This window comes from Variovorax sp. AC194, assembly GCF_979257995.1.
Window position 1 is genome coordinate 5,305,545 of sequence record NZ_OZ409823.1, and the last position, 21,193, is coordinate 5,326,737.

11 protein-coding genes are annotated in these 21,193 nt (G+C 68.7%); 10 read left to right on the forward strand and 1 reads right to left on the reverse strand.

Translation table 11 applies throughout. From position 1 onward, the window contains the following. Window positions 1–46: 46 nt before the first annotated feature. A complete protein-coding gene (locus ACZYRS_RS25270) occupies window positions 47–8,812 on the reverse strand; it encodes an autotransporter-associated beta strand repeat-containing protein (protein WP_463421434.1) in 8,766 nt (2,921 codons plus the stop codon). Between the two features lie 223 nt (window positions 8,813–9,035). On the opposite strand from ACZYRS_RS25270, the gene ACZYRS_RS25275 reads away from it, so the two are divergent. The 10 genes from ACZYRS_RS25275 to trpA all read left to right on the forward strand — a co-directional run bounded on the left by ACZYRS_RS25275 (window position 9,036) and on the right by trpA (window position 21,190). Then, entirely contained in the window at window positions 9,036–10,007 is a 972-nt protein-coding gene (locus ACZYRS_RS25275) for a LysR substrate-binding domain-containing protein (protein ID WP_463421435.1), read from the forward strand. Window positions 10,008–10,045: 38 nt separating this feature from the next. Next, complete coding sequence (gene leuC / locus ACZYRS_RS25280; protein WP_198785654.1) at window positions 10,046–11,467, forward strand: 3-isopropylmalate dehydratase large subunit; 1,422 nt, start codon at window positions 10,046–10,048, stop codon at window positions 11,465–11,467. Window positions 11,468–11,483: 16 nt separating this feature from the next. After that, on the forward strand, window positions 11,484–12,134 hold the full coding sequence (gene leuD, locus ACZYRS_RS25285; protein ID WP_198785655.1) for a 3-isopropylmalate dehydratase small subunit: 651 nt from the start codon (window positions 11,484–11,486) through the stop codon (window positions 12,132–12,134). Between the two features lie 55 nt (window positions 12,135–12,189). Beyond that, the gene (gene leuB / locus ACZYRS_RS25290) at window positions 12,190–13,278 is read left to right on the forward strand and encodes a 3-isopropylmalate dehydrogenase (RefSeq protein ID WP_198785656.1); all 1,089 of its coding nucleotides are present in this window, start codon (window positions 12,190–12,192) and stop codon (window positions 13,276–13,278) included. Window positions 13,279–13,367: 89 nt separating this feature from the next. After that, on the forward strand, window positions 13,368–14,510 hold the full coding sequence (gene asd, locus ACZYRS_RS25295; protein WP_198785657.1) for an aspartate-semialdehyde dehydrogenase: 1,143 nt from the start codon (window positions 13,368–13,370) through the stop codon (window positions 14,508–14,510). Between the two features lie 166 nt (window positions 14,511–14,676). Continuing rightward, window positions 14,677–17,463, forward strand: a complete 2,787-nt coding sequence (locus ACZYRS_RS25300) for a FimV/HubP family polar landmark protein (protein ID WP_463421436.1) — start codon at window positions 14,677–14,679, stop codon at window positions 17,461–17,463. 27 nt (window positions 17,464–17,490) lie between these two features. Beyond that, on the forward strand, window positions 17,491–18,312 hold the full coding sequence (gene truA / locus ACZYRS_RS25305) for a tRNA pseudouridine(38-40) synthase TruA (protein ID WP_463421437.1): 822 nt from the start codon (window positions 17,491–17,493) through the stop codon (window positions 18,310–18,312). Further along, on the forward strand, window positions 18,309–19,010 hold the full coding sequence (locus ACZYRS_RS25310; RefSeq protein WP_463421438.1) for a phosphoribosylanthranilate isomerase: 702 nt from the start codon (window positions 18,309–18,311) through the stop codon (window positions 19,008–19,010). Before truA ends, ACZYRS_RS25310 begins: the two co-directional genes overlap by 4 nt. A gap of 48 nt (window positions 19,011–19,058) precedes the next feature. Beyond that, window positions 19,059–20,345: a tryptophan synthase subunit beta gene (gene trpB, locus ACZYRS_RS25315; protein WP_463421439.1), complete on the forward strand. Its 1,287-nt coding sequence runs from the start codon at window positions 19,059–19,061 to the stop codon at window positions 20,343–20,345. Beyond that, window positions 20,345–21,190, forward strand: a complete 846-nt coding sequence (gene trpA / locus ACZYRS_RS25320; protein ID WP_463421440.1) for a tryptophan synthase subunit alpha — start codon at window positions 20,345–20,347, stop codon at window positions 21,188–21,190. The genes trpB and trpA overlap by 1 nt, the downstream gene beginning before the upstream one ends. The last annotated feature ends 3 nt before the right edge of the window (window positions 21,191–21,193 follow it).

The window sequence follows — 21,193 nt, forward strand, 5'->3', positions numbered from 1 at the left end:
TTTCGTTCTGGCCGCCCCTCGGCGGTCCCTCCCTCTCCCTACTTCTTCACCATTTGACGCGCACGCCCAGCGAGCCGTTGATCGAGCTCTTGACCTTGGCATCACCGCCCGACGACCAGAGCTTGCCGACTTCGCCATAGAGGCTGGTCGACTCGCTCAGGGACAGCGTGAAGCCGCCCGCCAGTTCGGTGCTCGTGCCGCCGGTGGGCGCCGCGATGTCGGTCGTGGTTGCGCCGTTCACGAAGCGCGCGATGTCCGTGCCGCTGGAGGTCTTGTAGACGTTGAAGCGGCCGTAGGGTTGCAGCGCGCCCACGCTGGTGTCGATCTGGCCCTTCACGCGCACGCCGGCGCGCGCGATCCAGCCGCTGTCGGCTTGCGGCTGAACCACGGCGCCCAGGATGGCGGAGTTGCTCAGGTCCATGTGCTGGTGGATCAGCTGCAGCTGCGGCTCGATGCTCCAGCCGCTGCCGCCGAGCGGGAACGACTGCCCCACTTCGATCGACCCCAGCAGGCTGTTGCCCTTGCCTTCCACGCCGCCCGAGAGGTTCGGCTGCACGGTGTAGCGATGGCGGCCCGACTGCACCACGGCATCGGCGTAGAAGCCGCTGTCGCCGGTGTAGGTGCCGTAGATGCCGACGTACTGGCTGCGCAGGTCGTTGCGGCCGGTGCGAAGGTTGTTCACGCCGCTCGCAAAACCATTGACCGTCGCATCGCCGTCGAGCTGGCCGACGTAGAGGCCGGCGCGCACGTTCGACGTGGCCAGCAGGTCGGTGCCGGCCTGGAAGCCGGTCAGACGGCCCTTGCTCGTCGGCGACACGGTGCCGCCTTGCTGGATGTCGATGTCGGTCGAGAGCACGCGCGCCCAGGCGCGGCGGTCCGAACCGGTCGGCGTGGTGGCCGTGCCCTTCACGTCGTCATCGCCCACGCGCTTGCGCAGGTCGCCCAGCATCGCGAGGTTGCCCTGGCGCAGTTGACCCGGCAGCGCCGCATAGAGCGAGGCTTCCGCGCGGTACGCGGGCAGCGATCCCGATCCCGATGCGGAGCCCGGTGCCGGGTCGGTGCGCAGGAACCAGCTTTCGCCGGCGCCGTTGGCATCGGCCGCATAGAGGCGGTACTCGTACGCGCCGGCATCCATGTGACCGCCCGCGAGCGCGAAGGCGTCCTTGGTGGTCTGCGCCGTGGTGGTCGCGCCGTTCTGCGCGCTGACGATCTCCACGCCGTTGCCGGTGGTGCGCGCACCCAGGCCGCCGAGGTTGGTGACCTGCACGGTGGTCTTGCCGGTGGCGGCGCCGCCGTTGATCACCAGCCGGTCCGACGGGCCGCTGCCGCTGTTGAGTGCCGTGGCCAGCTTCAGCACGCCGCTGTTGCCGACGTAGTTGCCGTTCACGGTCAGCGTGGTGCCCGGCGCGGTGCCCACGAGGGAAACCGTGCCGCTGTTGGCGAGCGATTTCACCGTCTGGCTGAAGCCCGCGAGATCGAGCGTCGCGCCCGCGCCCACGCTGTGCGCCGAAGCGGCGCTCAGGGTGTTGGCGGCACCGGCCTTCAACGTGCCTTGCGCCACGTTGGTCGCGCCGGTGTACGTGTTGGCGCCCGAGAGCGTCAGCGTGCCCGTGCCTTCCTTGGTGATGAAGCCGCCGCCGCTGATCGCGCCGCTCAATGCGCCGTTGAACGCGCCGGTGTCGATGACCGGATCGTTCTGCCCCGTCAGCTGGATCGCGTTGGCGATCGTGAGGCCCTCGGCGCTGAAGCCCAGCGTGGTGTCGTCGTCCATCGACAGCGCGCCGGTGCCCAGCGCCTCGCTGTGGCCGACGTTCAGGCGGCCTTGGTGCAGCACCGTGCCGCCCGTGTAGGTGTTGGCGCCCGACAGCGTGAGCGCGCCGGTGCCGACCTTCACGACCGAGCCGCCCACGCCGGAGATGACGCCCGAGACTTCGGTGTTGGTGTTCAGCCCGCCGGTGGTCAGCGCCTTGGCGCCGAGCAGCACCCGGCCCGCGCCTTCGAGCGAGCCGATGGTGATGCCGTCGGTGGCCATCTTGCTGATGCGCACCGTGCCGCCCGCCTTGTTCACCACCGTTGCCTGGTCGGCCTTGGCGTTGTCGAAGAAGTCGACGACGCCGCCGGTCTCGTTCACCAGCGTCGCCTGCCCGGCCGAGCCGTTGTCCATGAAGTCGGTATGGCCGCCCGCGTAGTTGGTGATGAGCGCCTTGCCGGCGGTGGCGTCGTTCCACACCGTCGTGCCGCCGCCGCGGTTCTCGATCGTCGCGTTGCCGGCCGTTGCGGTGCCCGAGAAGGTCACGTTGGCGTCGGTGGCGGTGACCAGCGTCGCGCTGCCGGCCGAACTGCTGTCCTTGAACTCGACGAAGCCGCCGTTGACGATGCCGTCGCGCGCGGCCGTGGAAATGTGCAGGCTGCCAGCCTCCGCGCTGCCGCTGAACACGAGCCCCGCGCTGCCCCCCACGAAGACCGCGCCCGTGCCCAGCGCGCCGGTGATGCTGGCATTCACCGTGCCGGCCTCGACCTGCGTGCCGCCGCTGTAGCTGTTGACCGCCGCGAGTTCGAGCTCGCCCGCGCCGATCTTGCGCACGCTGCCGCTGCCGCTCATCGTGCCGGCATAGGTGCCGTTCGCCGCCTGGTCGAAGGTGACCTTCGCGTCGTTGACGATGTCGCCCTGCAGGCTGGTGGTGTTGCCCTGCAGCACGCCGGCCTTGACCGTGGTGCCGCCCGCGTAGGTGTTGGCGCCGCCGAGCACCAGCGTGCCGACGTCTTCCTTCGACAGCCCGCCCGTGCCGGTGATGGCCGAATTGATGGTCGCGGTCATGTTCGCGCCGCCTGCCGTGCCGTCGCCCACGCGCACCACGGTGTTCGCGCCGCTGATGTTGAGTTCGTCGCCCTGCACCACGTAGCCATCGACCGCGAACTGCGCGCCGCCGATGCTGACCACGCCGCCGGTCTTGTCGACCGTCACCGTGCCGCCCGTGCCGCCGAAGATGGCGAACTGGTCCTGCTTCCAGGACGCGTTGACGGTGCCGTCCATGTCGGTCCAGCCGTCGCCCGGGGCGCCCACGCGCCAGGTGCCCGAACCGCCGTTGGCCTTGCCGTTGTTGTAGTCGCCGCCGTTGCCGCCGTCCCAGAAATTGAGGCTGAAGCCGGCGCGGTTCACCAGGTTGACCTGCTGGGCCACCGAGGTCTGCACCGACAGGTCGCTCGCCTTGGCGCTGGCCGGGATCGTGCCGATGTCCAGCCCGTTGTCGGTCAGTGCGCCGGTGTACGCGATGAGGCGGTACAGGCCCGGGCCGAAGGTGCCGCCCGAAGATTCGGCGACGTTGAGCGTGCCGTCCAGCGTGAGGTTGCCCGTCACGTTGACCAGGTCGTTGAGCGGTCCGCCCGCGGTGCCCGCCTGGCCCAGCTCGTAGTTCAGGATCGAGCCGCCGCTCAGCGACAGCGCGCCTGTGTTCAGCGTGCCCGGGCTGTTGCCCGCGGCCAGCGTGCCGCCGTCGGCGATGTTGACCGCGCCGGCGATGGTGCCCGCGCCGCCCAGCGTGCCGCCGTTGCCGACGAACACCGTGCCGGTGCCGGTCGCGCTGCCGGTCGTGTTGTTCACGCGCAGCGTGCCGGCATCGACGAAGGTCGAGCCCGTGTACGTGTTGGCCGCCGTGAGTTCGAGCGTGCCGGTGCCGCGCTGGGTCAGCGTGCCCGAGCCGTCGATGACGCCGCCGAAGCTCACCGCGTCGGAGCGGTTGAAGGCCAGCTCGCTGTTGTTGGTGATGTTGCCCGCGATGCTGCCGCTCGTGGTGCCGTTGCCGATCTGCAGCGCGCCCGCGCTGACGGTGGTGCCGCCGGTGTGGGTGGCGGCGCCGGTGAGCGTCAGCGTGCCGGGGCCGGCTTGCGTGAGCGTGCCCGCGCCGCTGATGTTGCCGGCGAAGTCGACGGCATCGTTCCGGTTGAATGCGAGTGCGCCGTTGTCGATGACGTTGCCCACGAGGGCGCCCGTGCCGCCGCCGTTGCCGATCTGCAGCGAGGTGCCGCCCGCGACGGTCGTGCCGCCCGCGGCATCGTTCGCCTGCAGGATGCCGGTGACGACTGCGCCCTGCGACGCGTCGAGCGCGATGTTGCCCGCCACGACGTTGCCGGTGACGGTCAGCGCCTTGCCGGTGGTCAGGGCCAGGTTCGCGGCGGTGAAGTTGCCGAGCGCATCGATCTGGTTCTTGCCGTTGAGCGTGGCGTCGCCCACCGCGCTGCCCGAGAGCGAAGCCGCGGTAATGACGCTGCCCGCGTCCTGCGTGATCGTGCCGGCCGAGGTGAGCGCCGCGGCCGTGCCCGTGACCGCGCCGTTGATCGCCAGGTTGCCGGCGGTCGTGGTGAGCGCAACGCTCGCGCCGCCATCCACCAGGCCGGTGACGGTCAGCGACTTCGCGTTGTTCAGGCTGAAACCGGCGGCCGTGAAGGCGCCGAGCGTGTCGATCTGGTTCTCGCCGGTAAGCGCCGTGCTGCCGGTCGAGCTGCCCGTCAGGGTGCCGGCCGTGACGACGCTGCCCGCGCCCTGCGTGATGTCGCCGAGCGAGTTGATCGCCGCGCTCGTGCCGGCGTTCACGTTGCCGTTGATCGCCAGCGAGGCGGCGTTGTTCAGGCTCAGGCCGTTGGCGGTGAAGTTGCCGAGGGCAGCGATCTGGTTCTGGCCGTTCAGCGTCACCGCGCCGGTGGCGCCGCCTGTCAGCGTGGCGGCGGTGACGACGCCAGCGGTCTGCGTGATGCTCGCGCCGCCGTTCAGGCTCAAGGCGCCCGAGGCGGTCACGTTGCTGGCCAGCGCGATGCCGTCGCGCGCGGCGAGCGACACGGCGCCGCCCGTGAGGGCGTTGTTCACCGCGAGCGCGCCGCCGTTGGCGGCCAGCGTCAGGGCGGCGGTGCCGGTGTTGATGGCTGCGGCGGGCAAGGTCAGCGTGCCGCCGGCGACAAGGCTCACGGCGCCGTTGGTGCCATTCGTGAGGGAGGCGACGTTGAGGTTGTTGACGTCGGCCAGTGCGATGCTGCTGCCCGAGACGGTCACCGCACCGACGAAGTCGTTGGCCGGGTTCGCGAGCGTGACGGCGTTGGCACCTGCGTTCAACGTCGCGGTGCCGCCGACGGCCACCGTGCCGGTCTGGGTGATGGCGCCATTGGCGGTGGCCGCGAAGTTGCCTGCCGTGGAGGTGTCGGCCAGCGTCAGGGCCGCGTTGTTTGCGATCTGCACGGTGCCGCCGGTGATGCCAACCGGACCCGTGAAGTTGTTGGCCGCCTGGGTCAGCGTGATGTTGCCGGCGCCGGCATTCAGCGTGCCAGCGCCCGCCACGGAGAGAGCGCCGCTCTGGGTGATGGCACCACCGTTGCTGCTGGCGTCCAGCGAGGCTGCGCTGCCGCTGCCCAGGTTCAATGCGCCATGGCTCGTGGCAGTCAATGCGCCGGTGTTGAGCGTGCCGAGCGTCAGCAGGTTCGCGTCGTTGATCGACGTTGCGCCGCCCGTGAGGCTCACGGCGCCGCCGAAGTCGTTGCCCGCGTTCGCGAGCGTGATGGCGCCAGCGGCATTGAAGGTGCTCGTGCCGGTGACGGTTGCCGCGCCCGTCTGCGTGATCGCACCGTTGGCCGATGCTGCCAGATTACCCGTCACGGCACTGGTGCCCAGCGCGAGCGCGGAGGCGTTCGCCAGTTGCACGTTGGCACCGATGAGGCTGACCGCGCCGACGAAATTGTTGGGCTGGATCAGCGAGATGTTGCCGGTACCGGCGTTCAGGGTGCTTGTGCCGGCGACGTTCAGCGCGCCCGTCTGGGTGATGGCGTTGTTGTTGCTCGTGGCGTTCAGCGATGCGGCCGTGCCGCTACCCAGGTTCAACAGGCCATGACTGGTGACCGTCAGCGCGCCGGTGTTGAGCGCACCGAGCGTCAGCGCGTCCACGTCGTTGATCGCGGTCGCGCCGCCGGTGAGGGATACCGCACCGGTGAAGTTGTTGTTCGCGTTCGTCAACGTGATGGCATTGGTGCCGGCGTTGATCGCGCTCGTGCCCGTGACGCTCACGGTGCCGGTCTGCGTGATCGCACCGGTGGCGGTGGCCGCAAGGGTGCCCGTTACCGTGCTGGAGCCCAGCACCAGGGCGGCGCCGTTGGTGATCTGCACGTTGCGGCCGTTGGCGCTCACGGCGCCTGTGAAGTTGTTGGCCGCCTGGGTCAGCGTGATGTCGGCGGTTCCGGCGTTCAGCGTGGTCGTGCCCGCGACGCTCAGTGCGCCGGCCTGCGTGATGGCTGCGTTGTTGCTGGTGGCGTTCAGCGAAGCCGCGGTGCCGCTGCCCAGGTTCAGGACGCCGTGGCTCGTGACGGTCAGCGCGCCCGTGGCGAGCGTGCCGAGCGTCAGCGCGTTCACGTCGTTGATCTGCGTGGTGCCGCCCGTGAGGGACACGGCGCCGACGAAATCGTTGTTGGTGTTCAGCAGCGTGATGGCACCGGCGCCGGCATTGACCGTGGTCGTTCCCGCCACGTTCAGCGCACCGGCGGCCTGGGTGATAGCGCCGCCGTTGCTGCTGGCGTTCAACGACGCCGCAGTGCCGCTTCCCAGGTTCAAGGCGCCATGGCTCGTGACGGTCAGGGCGGCGGTGTTGAACGCACCCAGCGTCAGCGCGTTCACGTCGTTGATCTGCGTGACGGCGCCCGTGAGGGACACGGCGCCGACGAAGTCGTTGTTCGCATTGGCCAGCGTGATGGCGCCGGTGCCTGCGTTGATCGCGCTCGCGCCCGCCACGCTCAGTGCGCTGGTCTGCGTGATGACGCCATTGTTGCTCGTGGCATTCAGCGTGGCCGCGGTGCCGCTGCCCAGGTCGAGCGCGCCGTGGCTCGTGACGGTCAGCGCGCCGGTGGCGAGTGTGCCGAGCGTGAGCGCGTTCACGTCGTTGATCTGGGTCGTGCCGCCCGCGAGGGACACTGCGCCGCCGAAGTTGTTGTTCGCGTTCGACAGGTTGATGGTGCCGGTGCCCGCGTTGATCGCGCTCGTGCCCGCGACGACCAGTGCGCCGATCTGGCTGACGTTGCCGTTGTTGCTGGCGGCGTTCAGTGAGGCCGCCGTGCCGCTGCCCAGGTTCAGGTTGCCGTGGCTCGTGACGGTCAGCGCGCCGGTGGCGAGCGTGCCCAGCGTCAGCGCGCTCACATCATTGATCGCCGTCGTGCCGCCCGTGAGGTTCACCGTGCCAACGAAATTGTTGTTGGCATTGGTCATCGTGATGGCGTTGGCGCCTGCGTTCACCGACAGGTTGCCGTTGCCGCTGAACATGCCGCTCATCGTGAGCGCGCCGTTCGAGGTGATGGTGCCGGTGCCCGCGAGCGCCACGTTGCGCGCGCTGGTGAGGGCGCCGGTCGCAACCAGCTTGCCGTTGTTGAGCGTGAGCAAGCCGGCCGCGCCGCCCAGGTTTGCATCGCTGGAGACCTGGACGGTGCCGTTGTTGTTGATGAACGTGCCGCCGGTGTAGCCGTTGGTGCCCGAGAGCACGAGCGTGCTGCCGCCGTTCTGCGTGACAGTGCCCGTGCCGTTGATCGTGCCGGCGAAGGCGGTGCTGTCCGAGCGATTGAAGGTCAGCGCCGCGTTGTTGGTGACGTTGCCTGTCAGGCTGCCCGTGGTGCCGCCATTGCCGATCTGCAGCGTGCCCGCCGAGATCGTGGTGCCGCCGGTGTACGTATTGGTGCCGGTCATCGTCGTGGTGCCGCCGCCCAACTGCCGGACCGAGCCGGCGCCCGAAATGTTGTAGTTCGCGGCAAGGTTGCCGCTGCCAGGCGCGTTGTAGTTCACCTGGCCGTTGCCGTTGATGGTGACGCCGCCCGCCGTGGTCAGCGTGCCGCCGGTGATCGTCAGCGTTCCGGTGCCGCCCGCGCCGCCGGCGCCGCCGCGCCCGCTGCCGGTGCCGCCGTTGTAGCCGCCGACCACGATGCTGCCGGCCGACAGGTTGCCGCCCGAGAGCGTGACGTTTCCGGTACCGCCCGCACCGCCCGCGCCGCCGGGGCCGTTGCCCGTGCCGCCGCCGCCGCCGCCGCCCGCGCCGCCGATCAGCAGCACACCGTTGATGGTCGTCGCGCCCCCGCTGACGTTGAGCACGCCCGCGCCGCCGGCCGTGCCGTTGCCGCCGCCGTTGAAGCCGCCCCCGCCGCCGCCACCACCGCCGCCGCCGCCCACCGCGACAGAGCCGGTGATCGTGCTGTTGCCGTTCGTGATGTTGCGCGTGGTCGTCCCACCCGCCAGGTTGCCGGTGGGGGTGCCCACCAGCGCCGCGCCGCCCGCGCCCGAATTGCCGCCACCGCCGTTGCCGCCGGCGCTGCCGCCGTTGTTGCCCGCGCCTCCGAGGCTGTTGAAGTCGTTAACCCCAGCCGCGCCAGCGCCGTTGCCGACGCCGCCCGCTCCGCCGCTGTCCGAACCCGTCGTCAGGCCTGCGCCGCCACCGCCGGCACCGAACCCGGCGCCACCGCCGCCTGCACCACCACCGCCGCTGCCGCCACCGCCGCCGCCGCCGAAGCCGCCTGCCCCGCCAGCCTTGCCGCCGTTGGCGCCGCCCCCACCAGCACCGGCGGTGCCGATGACCTGGTTCTGCGCCGAAGCGGGCGCCACCAGCCCCGCGCCGGCCACCGCGACCACGACCGCGGCCATCAAGCCGCTCAGCCGGAACGGCGTGCCGCCATCGCGCTCACCGTCCGGCGCGGTGCCGGCACGCGACGAGCGCTGCGGTTTCCCCCGTGCCGTGGCGATTTCCGAGACGGCGACCCAGGCGCCGAGCGAGTTATTCCAAAGGCTGCGAAAAGAAGTGTTCATGACGACTTGTTTGTTACTTAGTAAACGTTCGATCTACATCAGATTACGAGAAGTAACAAAAATAGAACATCACCTGAATTAGCGATAAAGACCTAACCGTTGCGTGATTTACACGCCACCTCATCGCCGATCACCAGCCTGGTCATCGCCGATTGAGATGCATGACCCGACAAAACAGAGAGAAAATACGTTTTCCCATCGCCAGCCGCGATGCCCACGACCAATGACCACCTCGGAACGCAACTTCGCCCGCCGCATCGACCTCACGTCGCTGCAGTTGTTCGTCGCTGTGTGCGAGCTGGGCAGCATCGGGCGCGCGGCGGAGCGCGAATTCATCGCGGCGTCGGCCATCAGCAAGCGGCTGTCCGACCTGGAGGCCACGCTCGGCACCACCCTCCTCTACCGCCACGCGCGCGGCGTGGACCTCACGCCGGCCGGCGAGAGCCTCCTGCACCACGCGCGCTCGGTGCTCTACAGCCTCGAGAAGATGCAGGGCGAGCTCAGCGAATACGCCGACGGCGTGCGCGGCCACGTGCGGGTGCACGCCAACATCTCGGCGATCGTGCAGTTCCTGCCCGAGGACCTGGGCGTGTTCACCCGGGCGCACGAGGCCATCAAGATCGACCTGGAGGAGCACCTGAGCAGCGAGGTGATCCGCGCGGTGCAGGAAGGCGCGGCGGACCTCGGCGTATGCCACGTGGCCGGCGGCGCGGGCGAGCTGCAGAGCCTGTCGTACCGGCACGACCACCTCGCGCTGATCGTTCCCACGGGGCACGCGCTGGCGTCGCACGGGGCGGTCGATTTCATCGATTCGCTCGACTTCGACCACGTCGGCCTGCACACCAACAGCTCGATCTACGTCGCGATGCACGAGGCGGCGCTGGGCGCCGGGCGCAGCGTCAAGCTGCGCATCCACGTCACCGGCCTGGATGCCATGTGCCGGATGATCGAGAACGGCCTGGGCATCGGCGTGATGCCGCATCGCGCGTTCGAGCTCATGCAGAACGGCATCGGCCGCGGCCTCGTGAGCGTCACGCTCAACGACGCCTGGGCGGCGCGCGAGATCCGCCTGGTGGCGCGCGACTTCTCCACCCTGCCAGTGGCGGCGCGCACGCTGGTGAACCACCTGCATGCGGCGGCGGATTCGGCCGGATCGGGCGATACCACCGAACCCCTCGCGGCCCGGGCCGCATAGACAGACAATCCATTCCCCACGAAAGACAAGAGACCGACATGGCACGCACGCTCTACGACAAGATCTGGGACGAACACGTCGTCCACACCGAGGAAGACGGCACCGCGATCCTCTACATCGACCGCCACCTGGTGCACGAAGTGACCAGCCCGCAGGCCTTCGAGGGCCTGCGCGAAGCCGGCCGCAAGCTCTGGCGCATCAGCTCGGTGGTGGCCACGGCCGACCACAACACGCCGACGACCGGCTGGGAGCGCGGCTACGAAGGCATTGCCGACCCGACCAGCAAGGAGCAGGTCACCACGCTGGACAAGAACATCGCCGAATTCGGCGCCGCCGCGTTCTTTCCGTTCCTGAGCAAGCGCCAGGGCATCGTGCACGTGATCGGCCCCGAGTCGGGCGCGACGCTGCCGGGCATGACGGTGGTCTGCGGCGACTCGCACACCTCCACGCACGGCGCGTTCGGTGCGCTCGCGCACGGCATCGGCACCAGCGAGGTCGAGCACGTCATGGCCACGCAGACGCTGCTGGGCAAGAAGGCAAAGAACATGCTGGTGAAGGTCGAGGGCAAGCTGCCTTTGGGCTGCACTGCCAAGGACATCGTGCTGGCCATCATCGGCAAGATCGGCACGGCCGGCGGCACGGGCTACACGATCGAATTCGCGGGCTCGGCGATTCGCGACCTGAGCATGGAAGGCCGCATGACGGTCTGCAACATGGCCATCGAGGCCGGCGCGCGCGCCGGGCTGGTGGCGGTCGACGAGAAGACCATCGCCTACATCAAGGGCCGCCCGCTCGCGCCCACCGGCGTGGAGTGGGAGCAGGCCGCCACCTACTGGCGCACGCTGCAGTCGGACCCCGGCGCGAGCTTCGACGCCGTGGTCGAACTGGACGCCGCGCAGATCCCGCCGCAGGTCACCTGGGGCACCTCGCCGGAGATGGTGGTCGACATCAACGGCCGCGTGCCCGATCCCGACAAGGAAAAAGACGCCAGCAAGCGCGGCGCCATCGAGCGCGCGCTGGTCTACATGGGCCTGGAGCCGAACAAGGCGATGAACGACATCTTCATCGACAAGGTGTTCATCGGCTCATGCACCAACAGCCGCATCGAGGACATGCGCGAAGCCGCCGCCGTGGTAAAAAAGCTGGGCCAGAAAGTCGCCAAGAACGTGAAGCTCGCGATGGTCGTGCCCGGCTCGGGCGTGGTGAAGGAACAGGCCGAGCGCGAAGGCCTGGACGTGATCTTCAAGGCCGCGGGCTTCGAATGGCGCGAGCCCGGCTGCTCGATGTGCCTGGCCATGAACGCCGACCGGCTGGAGCCCGGCGAGCGCTGCGCATCGACCAGCAACCGCAACTTCGAAGGCCGCCAGGGCGCCGGTGGCCGCACCCACCTCGTGAGCCCCGCGATGGCAGCAGCCGCCGCGGTGCACGGCCACTTCGTCGACGTTCGTACGTTCGCCTGAACCCAGAGAGATTCACATGCAGAAATTCACCGTGCACAAGGGCCTCGTGGCCCCCATGGATCGCGAGAACGTCGACACCGACGCGATCATTCCGAAGCAATTCCTCAAGTCGATCAAGAAGACCGGCTTCGGCGTGAACCTGTTCGACGAATGGCGCTACCTGGACGCGGGCTTTCCGGGCCAGGACCCGGCCAGCCGCAAGCCGAACCCCGACTTCGTGCTGAACCAGCCGCGCTACGCAGGCGCCTCGGTGCTGCTGGCGCGCAAGAACTTCGGCTGCGGCTCGTCGCGCGAGCACGCGCCGTGGGCGCTCGACCAATACGGCTTTCGCGCGATCATCGCGCCGAGCTATGCGGACATCTTCTTCAACAACAGCTTCAAGAACGGCCTGCTGCCGATCGTGCTGAGCGAGGCGCAAGTGGCGCAGCTGTTCGACGAGGCGCTCGCCTTCCCGGGCTATTCGCTGACCATCGACCTGGAGCGCCAGGTGGTCGTGAAGCCGGACGGCGGCGAGCTCGCGTTCGACGTGCAGGCCTTCCGCAAGTACTGCCTCATCAACGGACTGGACGACATCGGCCTCACGCTGCGCCACAAGGACAAGATCAAGGCCTTCGAGACCGAGCGCCTGGCGCAGAAGCCCTGGCTCGCGCACACGATGATCTCGTGATCGTTCGCCGCACCTCCTTCTGCATTCCTTCAGCATTCAAACCTCAGACCAACTTATGAAAATCGCAGTTCTCCCGGGTGACGGCATCGGCACCGAAATCGTGGCGGAAGCCGTCAAGGTGCTCGACGTGCTCGAGCTGAAGTTCGAGATGGAGTCGGCGCTGGTCGGCGGCGCGGCCTACGAGGCGCACGGCCATCCGCTGCCCGAGTCGACGCTCAAGCTCGCCAAGGAATCGGACGCGGTGCTGTTCGGCGCGGTCGGCGACTGGAAGTACGACAAGCTCGACCGGCCGCTGCGCCCCGAGCAGGCCATCCTGGGGCTGCGCAAGAACCTGGGGCTCTTTGCGAACTTCCGCCCGGCGATCTGCTACGAGCAGCTGGTGGACGCCTCGAGCCTGAAGCCCGAGCTGATCGCGGGCCTGGACATCCTCATCATTCGCGAACTGACCGGCGACATCTACTTCGGCCAGCCGCGCGGCCGCCGCACCGCGGTGGACGGGCACTTCCCGGGCGCCGAGGAAGCCTTCGACACGATGCGCTACTCGCGCCCCGAGGTCGAGCGCATCGCCCGCGTCGCCTTCGAGGCGGCGCGCAAGCGCAGCAAGCGCGTGACCAGCGTGGACAAGGCCAACGTGCTGGAGACCTTCCAGTTCTGGAAGGACATCGTCACGGAAATCGGCAAGGAGTACCCGGACGTCGAACTCGACCACATGTACGTCGACAACGCGGCCATGCAGCTCGTGAAGGCGCCCAAGAAGTTCGACGTGGTGGTCACCGGCAACATGTTCGGCGACATCCTCTCGGACGAGGCCGCGATGCTCACCGGCTCGATCGGCATGCTGCCCTCGGCATCGCTCAATTCGAGCAACCAGGGCCTGTACGAGCCCAGCCACGGCAGCGCGCCCGACATTGCCGGCAAAGGGGTTGCCAATCCTTTGGCTACAATCCTGTCCGCTGCCATGATGCTCCGCTTTTCACTCAACCAACCCGAAGCTGCCGACCGTATCGAGTCGGCGGTCAAGGACGTGCTGGCCTCCGGGCTGCGCACGGGTGACATCTGGTCAGAAGGTACGAAGCGTGTCGGCACCCGCGAAATGGGCGACGCGGTCGTTGCAGCAATCACCAAAAAGACGATTACCGGCTAACCGCAGCCCGCTTCGTCACGCCCCTCCCCGGCTCGACGAGTCGGGGGCAAAAAAGACAACTTTTTCTTTTTTCATAAGGGCAAACAGAAATGGCGAACGCATCTCAACCTCTGGTCGGCCTCGTAGGCTGGCGCGGCATGGTCGGCTCGGTCCTGATGGACCGCATGCAGGCCGAAGGCGACTTCGGGCTCATCGAGCCGGTCTTCTTCTCGACTTCCAACGCCGGCGGCAAGGCCCCGGCGATGGCCAGGAACGAGACCGCGCTGAAGGATGCGAACGACATCGACGCCCTGAAGAAGTGCGACATCGTCATCACCTGCCAGGGCGGCGACTACACCAGCGAAGTCTTCCCCAAGCTGCGCGCCGCCGGCTGGACCGGCCACTGGATCGACGCCGCATCCACCCTGCGCATGCAGGACGACGCGGTCATCGTGCTGGACCCGGTCAATCTCCCCGTGATCCAGAACGCCCTCACCAATGGCGGCAAGAACTGGATCGGCGGCAACTGCACCGTGAGCTGCATGCTCATGGGTGTGGGCGCTCTCTACAAGGCCGGCCTGGTCGAGTGGATGACCAGCATGACCTACCAGGCGGCCTCGGGCGGCGGCGCGCAGCACATGCGCGAACTGCTGACCCAGTTCGGCACCCTGAACACCGAAGTGCGCGCCCTGCTGGACGACCCCAAGTCGGCCATTCTCGAGATCGACCGCAAGGTGCTGCACAAGCAGCAGAACCTGAGCGCGGCTGAAACCGCCAACTTCGGCGCCCCGCTCGGCGGCTCGCTGATCCCCTGGATCGACAAGGACCTGGGCGACGGCATGTCCAAGGAAGAATGGAAGGCCGGCGCCGAGACCAACAAGATCCTCGGCCAGGGCGCGGGCTTCGGCACCGCCGCCGTGCCGGTCGACGGTTTCTGCGTGCGCATCGGCGCCATGCGCTGCCACAGCCAGGCGCTGACCTTCAAGCTCAAGAAGGACGTGCCCGTGGCCGACATCGAAGCGATGATCGCCGCGGACAACCCCTGGGCCAGCGTGGTGCCGAACACCCGCGAAGCCACGCTGAAGGACCTGACGCCGGTGGCCGTGACAGGCACCATGAACATCCCGGTCGGCCGCATCCGCAAGCTGGCGATGGGCCCCGAATACGTCGGCGCCTTCACCATCGGCGACCAGCTGTTGTGGGGTGCTGCGGAGCCGCTGCGCCGCATGTTGCGCATCCTGCTCGAGGCCTGATGCGGGCTGCTCAGGCCCTTGAATCCCGGATTGTTGCAGTTTGGCAACGAAAAGTGTGTTCGTAAGTATGCGCGCACTGGGTAGAACAGGCGCATTGCCTTGTCAGTCCGGGGTGATGATGCTAACGTCCTCTTACAAATTCTGGGCCTGAGCCGCCCCTATCAGCATGACAAGACATCTGTTGCCCGCGGCCCGCCCATCGGCCGATCGCCCCTCCCCGTCCTCCAGCGGTTGGCGCCTCTCCATCCTGGGTGCGGCAGCCGCCGTCGCCCTGGGGATGGCCAGCACCGACGCCAGCGCCTTCACGCTGGGACAGTTGAAGGTGCAATCGGCGCTGGGCGAACCGCTGCGCGCCGAGATCGATGTGACCGAGATCGCCGCTGCCGAAGCGGACGGCCTGAAGATCAACATCGCCACCGCCGAAGCCTTCAAGAACGCGGGCATTCCGTACAACTCGGCGCTGAGCGACGTCAAGGCGACGCTGCAACGCCGAGCGGGCGGCCAGTACGTGGTGCGCCTGAACGGCAGCCGCCCGCTGAGCGATCCGTTCATCGACCTGTTGCTCGAAGCCAACGGCTCCTCGGGCCGCATCGTGCGCGACTACACCGTGCTGCTCGATCCGCCGGTCACGCGCCAGGCCCAGGCGGCCCCCAGCACGCCGATCGCCCCCGTGGCGCCCCAGATCAGCACCCCGGTCGAGCGCCCTGCCGTCGCGGCAGCCCGCGCACGCCGTGAACGGGCTGCAGCCGCAGCGTCCGCAGCGCCGCCGGTCGCCGCCGCGCCGGCCCCGGCAGCACCCGCCGCCGCGCCCGCAGCAGCAGCCGCCGCACCGACCGCCCCCCGCGCCAGCGGTGGCGGCGAGCAGGTCACCGTGCAGCGCGGCGATACCGCCAGCAAGATCGCCGGGGCCTACAAGCCGGCCGACGTGTCGCTCGACCAGATGCTGGTCGCCCTGCTGCTGGCGAACCCCGATGCGTTCATCGGCGGCAACATCAACCGCATGAAGGCCGGCGCGGTGCTCGATCTGCCGGGCTCCACCGAGGCGAATGCCGTTCCCGCCGCGGAAGCACGCCGCACGGTCACAGCGCAAAGCCGCGATTTCGGCAGCTACCGCCAGCGCCTGGCCGAGAACGCGCCGACGTCGAACGTCGCTGCCGCCAGCCGCAAGGCCTCGGGCAAGCTGCAGGCCAACGTCGAAGACCGCAACGCAGCCGCCAGCGCACCCGACAAGCTCACGATCTCGCAAGGCAGCGCCTCCACCCGCGCCGCCGACGAAAAGCTCGCGCAGGCCCGCCAGGCGCAGGAGAACAGCAGCCGCGTGGCGGAGCTGTCCAAGAACATCAACGATCTGAACAAGATCAAGTCCGGCGCCGGATCGTCGGCACCTGCAGCAGCCGCAGCGCCGGCGCCCGCAGCACCGGGCATCCCCGTTCCGACGCCTTCGACCAGCGCCACGACGACGCCGCCAGCGGCCGCCGCTCCGGCGCCAGTGGCAGCAGCGCCTGTTCCGGCACCTGCTCCCGCTGCGGCAGCCGCCGCACCGGCCGCACCGACGCCGGAAGCGACAGCTGCCCCCGCCGCCGCGGAACCCACCGTCACGCCTTCGGCAACGGAGACGGCTGCCGTCCCCGCGGCAGCAGCCAGCGCCGCGGTCGCAGCGCCAACACCGGCTCCCGCGCCGAAACCCGTGGTGAAGGCCGCTCCGCCTCCGCCCCCGGAACGCAGCTTCTTCGAAGAACTGCTCGACAACCCGCTGATGCTTGCCGGCGCCGCGCTGATCGCGCTGCTGGTCGGCTTCCTTCTGTACCGCGTGCTGGGTCGCCGGCGCGAGGAAATGAGCGAAAGCGTGTTCCTCGAGAGCCGCATTCCGAAGGACTCGTTCTTCGGCGCCAGCGGCGGCGAATCGGTCGACACCAAGCACCGCGGCGATTCCACCGTGTCGTCGCTGTCGTACTCGCCAAGCCAACTCGACGCGGGCGATGTGGACCCCGTCGCCGAAGCCGACGTCTACCTGGCCTACGGCCGCGACCTGCAGGCCGAGGAAATCCTGCGCGAAGCGCTCCGCCTGAACCCGGACCGCACCGCCATCCACCTGAAGTTGCTCGAGATCCACGCCAAGCGCCGCGACGTGCGGGCCTACGAAGGCCTGGCCACCGAAGTGCACAAGCTGACCGGCGGCGCGGGTTCCGACTGGAACCGCGTGGTCGACATGGGCAAGGACCTCGACCCAGGCAACCCGCTCTACGAATCGGGCGCCCCCCGCAGCGCGAGCCAGGCTGAAACGGCCGCCTTCGCAGGCGCACTGGCATCCGCCGCCAAGCCGCCGGTCGCCGCAGTGCCGACGCCCGTCGCACCGCCGCCGATCGCCTCGGCCCCGCCGCCGGCCTTCGTGCCCTCGGTGGCACCGCTGGACTTCGACCTGGACCTGAGCCAACCGATGCCACTGGCACCGGCACCGAGCCACGCACCGGTCGGCGCCAGCCTGCCCAAGTCGGCGTATGCCCCCGCTCCGACGACGGCCCGCCCCGCGGCGCCGCTGTCCAACGGCAATGGCCACGCGGCAACGCCCGTCGACCTCGAGAACGATTTCGACACGGCCCCCGGCGCCCTGACCCCCAACACCGTGCCGTCGAGCTTGAGCGATGCGGAGCACAACACGCGTCCGGCCATGCTGCGCAATGCGCTGCCGGCCGACTCGGGCTTCATCGAGTTCGACATGAGCGCGCTGGCAGGCCTGCCCGCCCGCGGCGGCGCGTCCGAACCGGCGCGCGCTGCGAGCTCGCTGGACGACGAAGGCGAAGACAGCCCCCACGCCGTCAAGCTCTCGCTCGCCCGCGAACTGCAGGCTATCGGCGACGTCGAAGGCGCCCGTTCGCTGGTCGAGGAAGTCGAAGCCGAAAGCGCCGGCGACCTCAAGACGCAAGCCAAGCAACTGCTCGCGGAACTGCGCTGAGCCCTTGCTTTTCCGGTTCCTGAATTCGTGAGGCTGGCGCTCGGCATCCGCTACAACGGCCAGGCGTACGAGGGCTGGCAGAGCCAGCGCTCGGGCCGCACGGTGCAGGACAAGCTCGAGGCGGCCCTCGCGAAGTTCGCCGCTGACCCGTCCGGACGCATCGGCACGCTGTGCGCCGGCCGCACCGATGCCGGCGTGCATGCGCTGATGCAGGTGGTGCACTTCGACACCGAGGTCGAGCGCGAGCCCTTCTCCTGGATGCGCGGCACCAACCGGTTCCTGCCCGACGACATCGCGGTGCAGTGGGCCCAGCCGGTGCCCGACGAATTCCATTGCCGCGCCAGTGCCCTCGCGCGCCGCTACCTCTACGTGCTCTCGCAATCACCGGTACGGCCGAGCCTGGATTCGGGCCGGGTCGGCTGGTCGATGCATCCGCTCGATGGCGACGCGATGCGCAAAGCCGCCGCCCTGCTGGTCGGCACGCACGATTTCAGCTCATTCCGCGCCTCGGCCTGCCAGGCCAAGTCGCCCGTGAAGAACCTGCGCCGCATAGAGATCGCGCGCGTCGGCGACGGCGAGCGCTGCCGCTGGCATTTCGAGTTCGAGGCCGATGCCTTCCTGCACCACATGATCCGCAACCTGATGGGCTGCCTCGTGCGCATCGGCCGCGGCGACGAGCGGCCCGAATGGATCGACGAGGTGCTCCAGGCGCGCAGCCGCAAGGTCGCGGCGCCCACCTTCTCCGCGGATGGTCTCTACTTTCTCGGCCCGTTGTACGACGCCAAGTGGGGTCTGCCGGACGAAGCCACGCTGCAGGCCGGCGGCGCTCCTTATGATGGCCCGCCATGACGCCATCGCCGCCCCGCACCCGCATCAAGATCTGTGGCCTCACGCGCGAGGCCGACGTGGATGCCGCGGTCGAAGCCGGTGCGGACGCGGTCGGTTTCGTGCTCTACGCCAAAAGCCCTCGTGCCATCACGGCCGAACGCGCCGCTGAACTTGCCTCGCGGCTGCCTCCGTTCATCACGCCGGTGCTGTTGTTCGTGAACGAGGATGCTCCCAAAGTCATAGCGTCCCTTGCCCGTGTGAAGGGCGCCATCGCGCAGTTCCACGGTGAAGAGACGCCCGAACAGTGCGAGGAAGCCACCGGTCCTGGCCGTTTTCGCTACATGCGCGCCGCCCGGATTCCGCTGGGGGCTGCCGGCGCCGGCTTCCACCTCGTAAAATACGCGTCCGATTACTCCCACGCCCAGGCCATCCTGCTCGACGCGCATGTCGAAGGTTATGGCGGTGGCGGCAAGGCTTTCGATTGGTCACTTCTTCCACCCGCCGTCGACGCTCACCTCGTCTTGAGTGGTGGGCTCACACCTGCAAACGTGAGCGATGGCATTCGCATCCTGCGGACACGCTGCAAGACGCTGTCCGTTGATGTGAGCTCGGGCGTCGAAATCGACGGTCCCGGGAACAAGGGCCTGAAGGACGCCGGAAAGATCCGGCAATTCGTCGCCGCCGTCAGGGCGGCAGACGCCTCGTCCTTCTCCAGTTAGCCGCCGCACCCGATCGTCATTCGGGCTGCGGCCCAACGATCGAGAACCATGCAAAGCCATTTCCAGGATTACCAGCAACCCGACGCCACCGGCCACTTCGGCAACTACGGCGGCACCTTCGCGAGCGAAACGCTCACCCACGCGATCAACGAGCTGCGCGACGCGTATGCGAAGTTCAAGGACGATCCGGCCTTCCTCGCCGAATTCCACTACGAGCTCAAGCACTTCGTGGGCCGGCCCTCGCCGATCTACCACGCCGCGCGCACCAGCCGCGAGATGGGCGGCGCGCAGATCTACCTGAAGCGCGAGGACTTGAACCACACCGGCGCCCACAAGATCAACAACGTGATCGGCCAGGCGATGCTCGCCCGCCGCATGGGCAAGCCCCGCGTGATCGCCGAAACCGGCGCCGGCCAGCACGGCGTGGCCACCGCCACCATCTGCGCGCGCTACGGCCTCGAATGCGTGGTCTACATGGGCAGCCAGGACGTCAAGCGCCAGAGCCCCAACGTCTACCGCATGAACCTGCTGGGCGCGACCGTGGTGCCGGTCGAATCTGGCAGCAAGACGCTGAAGGACGCGCTCAACGAGGCGATGCGCGACTGGGTCACCAACGTGGAAAACACCTTCTACATCATCGGCACCGTGGCCGGCCCGCACCCCTATCCGACGATGGTGCGCGACTTCCAGAGCGTGATCGGCACCGAGTGCATCGATCAGATGCCCGCCATGCTCGCGGCCGACGGCATCACCGGCGAAGCCGAGGGCAGGCAGCCCGACGTGGTGGTCGCCTGCGTGGGCGGCGGCAGCAATGCGATCGGCATCTTCCACCCCTACATTCCGTTCGCCAACACCCGGCTCATCGGCGTGGAAGCGGCGGGCGAAGGGCTGGACAGCGGCAAGCACGCGGCCTCGATCCTGCGCGGCAGCCCGGGCGTCCTGCACGGCAACCGCACCTACCTGCTGCAGAACGAAGACGGCCAGATCACCGAGACGCACAGCATCAGCGCCGGCCTCGACTACCCGGGCGTGGGCCCCGAGCACGCGTACCTGGCCGACATCGGCCGCGCCGAGTACGTCGGCATCACCGACATGGAAGCGCTCGAAGCCTTCCACTATTTGTGCCGAACGGAGGGCATCATTCCCGCGCTCGAATCCAGCCACGCCGTGGCCTACGCGCTGAAGCTCGCCAAGACCATGCGCCCCGACCAGTCGATCCTGGTGAACCTCTCGGGCCGCGGCGACAAGGACATCGGCACTGTCGCCGACCTGTCGGGCGTCGATTTCTACGACCGCCCCTCGATGCGCGGCCTGAGCGTGAAGGGAGGCAAGTGATGAGCCGCATTGCCGCAACCTTCAAGGCGCTTCAATCGCAGGGCCGCAAGGCGCTGATCCCCTACGTCACCGCCGGCTTCCCCTTCGCCGACATCACGCCTGAGCTGATGCACGGCATGGTCGAGGCGGGCGCCGACGTGATCGAGTTGGGCGTGCCCTTCTCCGACCCGATGGCCGACGGCCCCGTGATCCAGAAGGCCGGCGAAGCCGCGCTGGCACTGGGCGTCGGCATGAAGCAGGTGCTTGCCATCGTGGCCGCGTTCCGCCAGAAGGACGCGACCACGCCGGTGGTGCTAATGGGCTATGCGAACCCGGTGGAGCGCTACGACCTCGTGCATGGCAAGCAGGCCTTCATCCGCGATGCGTCGGCCGCCGGCGTCGACGGCCTGCTGGTGGTCGACTACCCGCCCGAGGAATGCGAGGCCTTCGCCGCCGACCTGAAGGCGGCGAACATCGACCTGATCTTCCTCCTCGCACCCACGAGCACCGACGAGCGCATGGCGCAGGTCGCGCGCATCGCGAGCGGCTACGTGTACTACGTGTCGCTCAAGGGCGTGACGGGCGCGGGCCACCTGGACACCGAGGCGGTCGGCCAGATGATTCCGCGCATCCGCCAGCACGTGAGCATCCCGGTTGGCGTGGGCTTCGGCATCCGCGACGCCCGCACCGCGCAGGCGGTCGGCTCGGCGGCGGACGCCGTCGTGATCGGCACCAAGATCATCCAGCTGATCGACGGGCAACCGCGCGAGAAGGTGGTGCCCGCGGTGCGCGAATTCCTCGCTGGCATCCGCGAAGCGCTGGACGCCCTGCCGGCGGCTACCCCCAAGAATGCGGCTGGCCGATAATCT

What these genes read in the sequence shown, in the direction of transcription:
- ACZYRS_RS25270 (WP_463421434.1), bottom strand. Translation starts at nt 8,812, where the DNA reads ATGAACACTTCTTTTCGCAGCCTTTGGAATAACTCGCTCGGCGCCTGG.
- ACZYRS_RS25275 (WP_463421435.1), top strand. Translation starts at nt 9,036, where the DNA reads ATGACCACCTCGGAACGCAACTTCGCCCGCCGCATCGACCTCACGTCG.
- leuC (WP_198785654.1), top strand. Translation starts at nt 10,046, where the DNA reads ATGGCACGCACGCTCTACGACAAGATCTGGGACGAACACGTCGTCCAC.
- leuD (WP_198785655.1), top strand. Translation starts at nt 11,484, where the DNA reads ATGCAGAAATTCACCGTGCACAAGGGCCTCGTGGCCCCCATGGATCGC.
- leuB (WP_198785656.1), top strand. Translation starts at nt 12,190, where the DNA reads ATGAAAATCGCAGTTCTCCCGGGTGACGGCATCGGCACCGAAATCGTG.
- asd (WP_198785657.1), top strand. Translation starts at nt 13,368, where the DNA reads ATGGCGAACGCATCTCAACCTCTGGTCGGCCTCGTAGGCTGGCGCGGC.
- ACZYRS_RS25300 (WP_463421436.1), top strand. Translation starts at nt 14,677, where the DNA reads ATGACAAGACATCTGTTGCCCGCGGCCCGCCCATCGGCCGATCGCCCC.
- ACZYRS_RS25310 (WP_463421438.1), top strand. Translation starts at nt 18,309, where the DNA reads ATGACGCCATCGCCGCCCCGCACCCGCATCAAGATCTGTGGCCTCACG.
- trpB (WP_463421439.1), top strand. Translation starts at nt 19,059, where the DNA reads ATGCAAAGCCATTTCCAGGATTACCAGCAACCCGACGCCACCGGCCAC.
- trpA (WP_463421440.1), top strand. Translation starts at nt 20,345, where the DNA reads ATGAGCCGCATTGCCGCAACCTTCAAGGCGCTTCAATCGCAGGGCCGC.